Genomic DNA, 4,598 nt, shown 5'->3' with positions numbered 1-4,598 from the left:
TTGAGGATTGGCAGGAAAGAAAATCATGAAAGATGCCAAGCAAGTCTCCCTCTGTCAGAAGCTTTGGGCTCGCAATAAATACTTGGTGCTCAGCCATTCCAGCAGGATTTATCTGGAAATCCGTCAGTATCTGAAAGGAGACCAGGTAGAAGTAGCTCAGGTTCAGGCTATGATAGACCAGGCAGTCAGCTTGCCTGAAAACCGCGGTCAGGTCTGCAATGCCTTCCAGCATGTCTGGGGTTATTTTAAGAAGAAGGCCAGTCCGGCTGAAAAGGCAGAGTTTCTGCAGCTTTTGGAGCGTTACCAAGCCGGTCGGGCGGAGCAGGGGGCTCTGGCAGCAGCGGTCAGGGAATTGCTCCTCAAGTACCCGAATCGCTACCTGCAGGAATCCGCTTTAGTCTTTGGAGGCCAAACCTGAGACTCTGTCATCAGGCCTCCTCACAAAGCTGCCCCACCAGCAGCTTCTAGGCCAGCTCAGGGGAATCCTGCGCAGCAGCGGTGAGAGTGGGCTGGAAGCCGGTGTGCGGAAAGCCGTATTGAAAAAAGTTCGTATTTTTCTGTAAAATACTTGACTTAGAGTTGACTCCAAGGTGTATAATAGTTATCATATAACGATTAAAGGAGTATTCTGAATGAAATCAGCTGTATTTGTCAAAGCCGGTCAAGTGGCCGTTGAAACGATGGAGAAACCTCGGATTGTGGAGAGTGATGATGCGATTATCCGTGTGGTCCGCTCCTGTGTCTGCGGGTCCGACCTCTGGGCTTACCGCGGTATCAGCGAGAAAGAGGAACATTCGGCTAATTCCGGCCATGAGATTATCGGTATTGTCGAAGAAGTGGGCAGCGACATCAATACTGTCAAGCCAGGCGACTTTGTCATCGCCCCCTTTACTCATGGCTGCGGCCATTGTGCGGCCTGCCGGGCTGGCTATGAGGGCGGCTGTCAGGATCATGGGCCGGAAAGCAACTTCAGCGGCGGCTATCAGGCTGAGTTTGTCCGCTATACCCATGCTGACTGGTCTCTGGTCAAGGTGCCGGGTCAGCCCAGCGACTACAGTGAAAATATGCTCAAGTCCTTCTTGGCTCTGGCGGATGTGATGCCGACCGGCTATCATGCGGCGCGTGTGGCCAATGTGCAGCCGGGTGACACGGTGGCTGTTGTCGGTGACGGGGCAGTGGGACTCTGTGCGGTTATTGCGGCTAAACTTCGCGGTGCTAAGCGGATTATCATCATGAGCCGCCATGAGGACCGGCAGAAACTGGCGCTTGAGTTTGGTGCTACCGATGTGGTAGCTGAGCGTGGCGAGGAAGGCATTGCCAAGGTGCTGGAGCTGACCAATGGTGACGGTGTGGATGCCTCTTTGGAGTGCGTGGGGACTCAGCTCTCAACGGAAACCGCCATTGCCATCGCCCGTCCGGGCGCTGTTATCGGCCGGGTCGGTGTGCCTCATACGGAGGATATCAATATCGGTGACTATTTCATGCGCAATACGGTCTTTGCCGGCGGTCCGGCTTCTGTCACCACTTATGACAAGGGAGTGCTGCTCAAGGCTGTGCTGGACGGCGTTATCAATCCGGGCAAGGTCTTTACCAGTGCTTATAAACTGGATGACATTGACCAAGCCTACAAGGATATGGATGAGCGCAAGACAATCAAATCGATGATTGTTTTAGACTGATAGACTTTTGTTTAAGCCTAACTGCTGCTGGTTTGACTATCCCGCTGCTGAGTGCAGCAGCTCATAGGCTGAGGATGATTTCTCTTGATAGAAGGGAATCATCCTTTTTTATATTAGCTCAAAAAGCAAAAACCTGCTGTAGACAGTATGAGAGAGAAGATATGAACTTACGAATGATGGAAGAAGCGGCCAATCCATGCGGTGGCTCAGCTGATTCGCAGCAGTCTGGAAGAGTATGGTCTGGACAAGCCCGGGACGGCTGGTCGGCTGCGGGGGAATTGCCCCGGTAACGGAAAAACAGCTGAGCTGCAAAAGCTCTATGTCAGCAAAAAGAGCCGCGGGAAGAGCTGTTCCAGCGGCCTGCTCAAGAAGATTTTTCAGGTGGCTCGGGATGAAGGCGATGAGCAGCTCTATCTGGAGACCTGCACCGAGCTGTCTGCTGCTGTCGCTGTTTAGGAGCATTACAGTTTTAAAATTAAAATGCTGGAGGAGCCTGTTTCCAATGAAGCTGGCCACACCGCCATGGACATTTGGCTGATTAAGTCTTTGCCGTAAGATGGCGGAAGTGGGACAGCCGCCGGTGATGGCTGCCTTCCGCCGCCCCCTTTAATGATGCGGGCTTAAAGATTGGAGCAGAGTTTAGGGCTGTTGATGCAGTCTGAGTGTTGGCTGCCTTTCAGCAGGCCGGAATCTCAGGCTTTCTTTTTCTGGGCTTCTCTGCACCAGCCAATCCATACAGACCACTCGGCTGCCAGGTGCAGCTGATGCTGACGAATCAGGCTGTCCGGGCAGAGGCTGGGAAATTCGACCAGGAGCCGGGCTTCCAAACCTTCTGCTGTATCGCGGAACTGATGGCGGATGCCTCCCAGAATGCTGCCGTCCTGCAGTTTGGCCGCCCCGACGGACTGATAGGGATAGCGGGGGTCACGAGGTTCTTCGATTGCCTCCTCGCTGTCAAAGGAGATAAAAAACTGGGCCGGAAGCGGGCTGTTGCCGGCTGTCTCAATCACTTCCAAAACCTCGCCCTCAGCCCGCAGAAGATAATGGTCCGGACAGGCGCTCAGATTGATTTTCCGATGCAGAGTCTTATCTGTCAGCATCAGCTCTTCCAGCTGATAGCTGAAAGCAGCAGCAGTCAGGCCGGGGGCAAAAATGGTCGTCAGGGCTTTCTTTCTGGGCTTTTTGGACCATTTGGCTGCTGCAGCCATGGCAGTCTGGCTCCATTTGAGCTTTTTGGCTAATTTTGCCCGCATTTCTTGGTCGGACAGCGCCATTTTATAGTCCAGCAGCGCCTCTTCCAACAACTCCAGCTTGTCAGTCTGGGGCAGCTGGAAGCCCAGTGTTTTAGCTGCCTTTTGCAGCCTTCTTTTTCGCCAGACAGCCAGTTCTTGGTCGGACAGTTCCTTGTTTCCAATGATAATTTTCATCTCTTTTCCTTTCTTTCTTGTGTTCTGAACATTTTTATTATATAGTGGGAACTAGCGGAAAACAAGCACCAATTTAGGACAGAATGTTGCATTTTGAAGGAGAACGCATGGTCTATCAGGAAAAGAATCAGCAAACCGAGGCAAATATAGAAAAATCCTTTCTTGAACTGATGAAAGGACGGTCTTTTGAGAAAATTACGATTGAGCAGCTGACGGACTTGGCGGACATTAACCGTTCGACCTTCTACCGCCATTATGCTGATAAATATGAGCTGATAGAAAAGATAGAAGACAGGCTGCTGACAGAGTTGCGCTCCTATTATCAGACGGCCCTCCAGTCTGCTGAATTGGTCCGGCTAGATAAGGATTTTCAGGCAGAAGATTATATCCATGGGGAGCAGAATTTTTTCAAATTTTTTGAACCTCGTTTGGCTGAATTGGCCGTTCTTTTGGGTGAAAAAGGCCGGCCGGCCAGTCTAAGAAAGCTGCAGGCAGCTGTGCGGGAACTCTTTGACCAGAGTATTTCTTTGGCTTCGCCACACTTGAGTGAGCTGCAGAGAGAGCTGCTGCTTAATCACCAGACAGCTTCTTTTATGGGAACTCTGACTTACTGGCTGGAACATCCCCCAGTATGGTTCAGCAGCAATGAGCGATTTTCATTCCAAGGTGACCAATGTCGGTCTGGTGGGCTTTGTCAAGGCCTTTATGGAGGAGTGAGGGAAATTAAGACCGCCCCGATCGGACCTGCCTCAGCAGTCCTTCCCATTTGCCAAGCTGTTCTTCCTTGAGCAGGAGGTAAAAGCGGGCAGTGGCCAAGTCTTCCTGAAGGGGCAGGATGACGCTGTCGGCGGCCTCTTGCTTTGCTGTGAACAAATCGGAAACGAAAGTGGGGAAGGTCCCCATGCTGGCGATTTCAGAAAAAGCATGACGGCTGTCAATGTAGAGAAAATTGGCCGTGGGAATCTGCTCTTTGACCAGGTCCGTCCAGAAGCCCAGCTCAGACAGGAGCAGGATATTCTGCCGGGCTAGATCGGCAAAGGTCAGCCTTTCTTTTTTGGCCAGCGGATGCTGTTTGGGAATCCGCATAGAGAGCCTTTCAGTGAGATAGGGCAGGCAGATCCAGCCGGCATGCTCATATGGCTGGCGGGTCACAATCCAGTCATAGCGGCCCTGCTCCAGGCCGCCTGTCAGATCTTCTTCGTCGCTCAGCAGGTCCGTCATCAGCTCCAGACTCGGCTGAATCTGAGCCAGCTGAGGTTCTAAGAGCAGGAGAGGACCCGGTGCGATAGAGCCGATGCGGAGGCTCTTTTGATGGCTGGCCTGATAGCGGACTGCCGCCAGCATTTCCTCCTGCAGGCTGAGGATTTTTTCTGCATATTCTGCCATGAGACGGCCGTTTTCGTTGAAGACAGTCTTATTTTTTTGGCGGATAAAGAGCGGCACACCGGCGATTTCTTCGATTTTTTTCATGGACTGACTGAGGGCCGGCTGG

At 52.2% G+C, this 4,598-nt stretch carries 5 protein-coding genes and 1 pseudogene; 4 read left to right on the top strand and 2 right to left on the bottom strand.

What is annotated here, in order from left to right:
* Positions 1-25: 25 nt before the first annotated feature.
* The 3 genes and pseudogenes from STRDD11_RS10670 to STRDD11_RS10660 all read left to right on the top strand — a co-directional run bounded on the left by STRDD11_RS10670 (position 26) and on the right by STRDD11_RS10660 (position 2,234).
* The gene (locus tag STRDD11_RS10670) at positions 26-418 is read left to right on the top strand and encodes a YbgA family protein (RefSeq protein ID WP_128837267.1); all 393 of its coding nucleotides are present in this window, start codon (positions 26-28) and stop codon (positions 416-418) included.
* Between the two features lie 214 nt (positions 419-632).
* Positions 633-1,679 (top strand): zinc-dependent alcohol dehydrogenase family protein, encoded by a 1,047-nt coding sequence (locus tag STRDD11_RS10665; RefSeq protein ID WP_128837266.1) that lies wholly within the window; start codon positions 633-635, stop codon positions 1,677-1,679.
* Positions 1,680-1,840: 161 nt separating this feature from the next.
* Positions 1,841-2,234: pseudogene (locus tag STRDD11_RS10660) on the top strand (GNAT family N-acetyltransferase).
* Between the two features lie 137 nt (positions 2,235-2,371).
* On the opposite strand, the gene STRDD11_RS10655 reads toward STRDD11_RS10660, so the two are convergent.
* Entirely contained in the window at positions 2,372-3,106 is a 735-nt protein-coding gene (locus STRDD11_RS10655) for a hypothetical protein (protein WP_128837265.1), read from the bottom strand.
* A gap of 107 nt (positions 3,107-3,213) precedes the next feature.
* Here STRDD11_RS10655 and STRDD11_RS10650 point away from each other — a divergent pair, with 107 nt between their 5' ends.
* Positions 3,214-3,894 carry a TetR/AcrR family transcriptional regulator gene (locus STRDD11_RS10650; protein WP_241209420.1) on the top strand — a complete coding sequence of 227 codons (681 nt, stop codon included), beginning with the start codon at positions 3,214-3,216 and terminating at the stop codon, positions 3,892-3,894.
* Here the strand turns inward: STRDD11_RS10650 and STRDD11_RS10645 are convergent.
* The coding region (locus STRDD11_RS10645; protein WP_164828473.1) for a LysR family transcriptional regulator at positions 3,830-4,598 on the bottom strand (769 nt) is incomplete at its 5' end. The genes STRDD11_RS10650 and STRDD11_RS10645 overlap by 65 nt on opposite strands.

The organism is Streptococcus sp. DD11 (assembly GCF_001578865.1).
Classification (GTDB): domain Bacteria; phylum Bacillota; class Bacilli; order Lactobacillales; family Streptococcaceae; genus Streptococcus; species Streptococcus panodentis.
This window is presented reverse-complemented; position numbering and strand designations above follow the sequence as displayed.

Coding starts and splice junctions, on each gene's coding strand:
- STRDD11_RS10670 (WP_128837267.1), top strand. CDS start 26: ATGAAAGATGCCAAGCAAGTCTCCCTCTGTCAGAAGCTTTGGGCTCGC.
- STRDD11_RS10665 (WP_128837266.1), top strand. CDS start 633: ATGAAATCAGCTGTATTTGTCAAAGCCGGTCAAGTGGCCGTTGAAACG.
- STRDD11_RS10655 (WP_128837265.1), bottom strand. CDS start 3,106: ATGAAAATTATCATTGGAAACAAGGAACTGTCCGACCAAGAACTGGCT.
- STRDD11_RS10650 (WP_241209420.1), top strand. CDS start 3,214: ATGGTCTATCAGGAAAAGAATCAGCAAACCGAGGCAAATATAGAAAAA.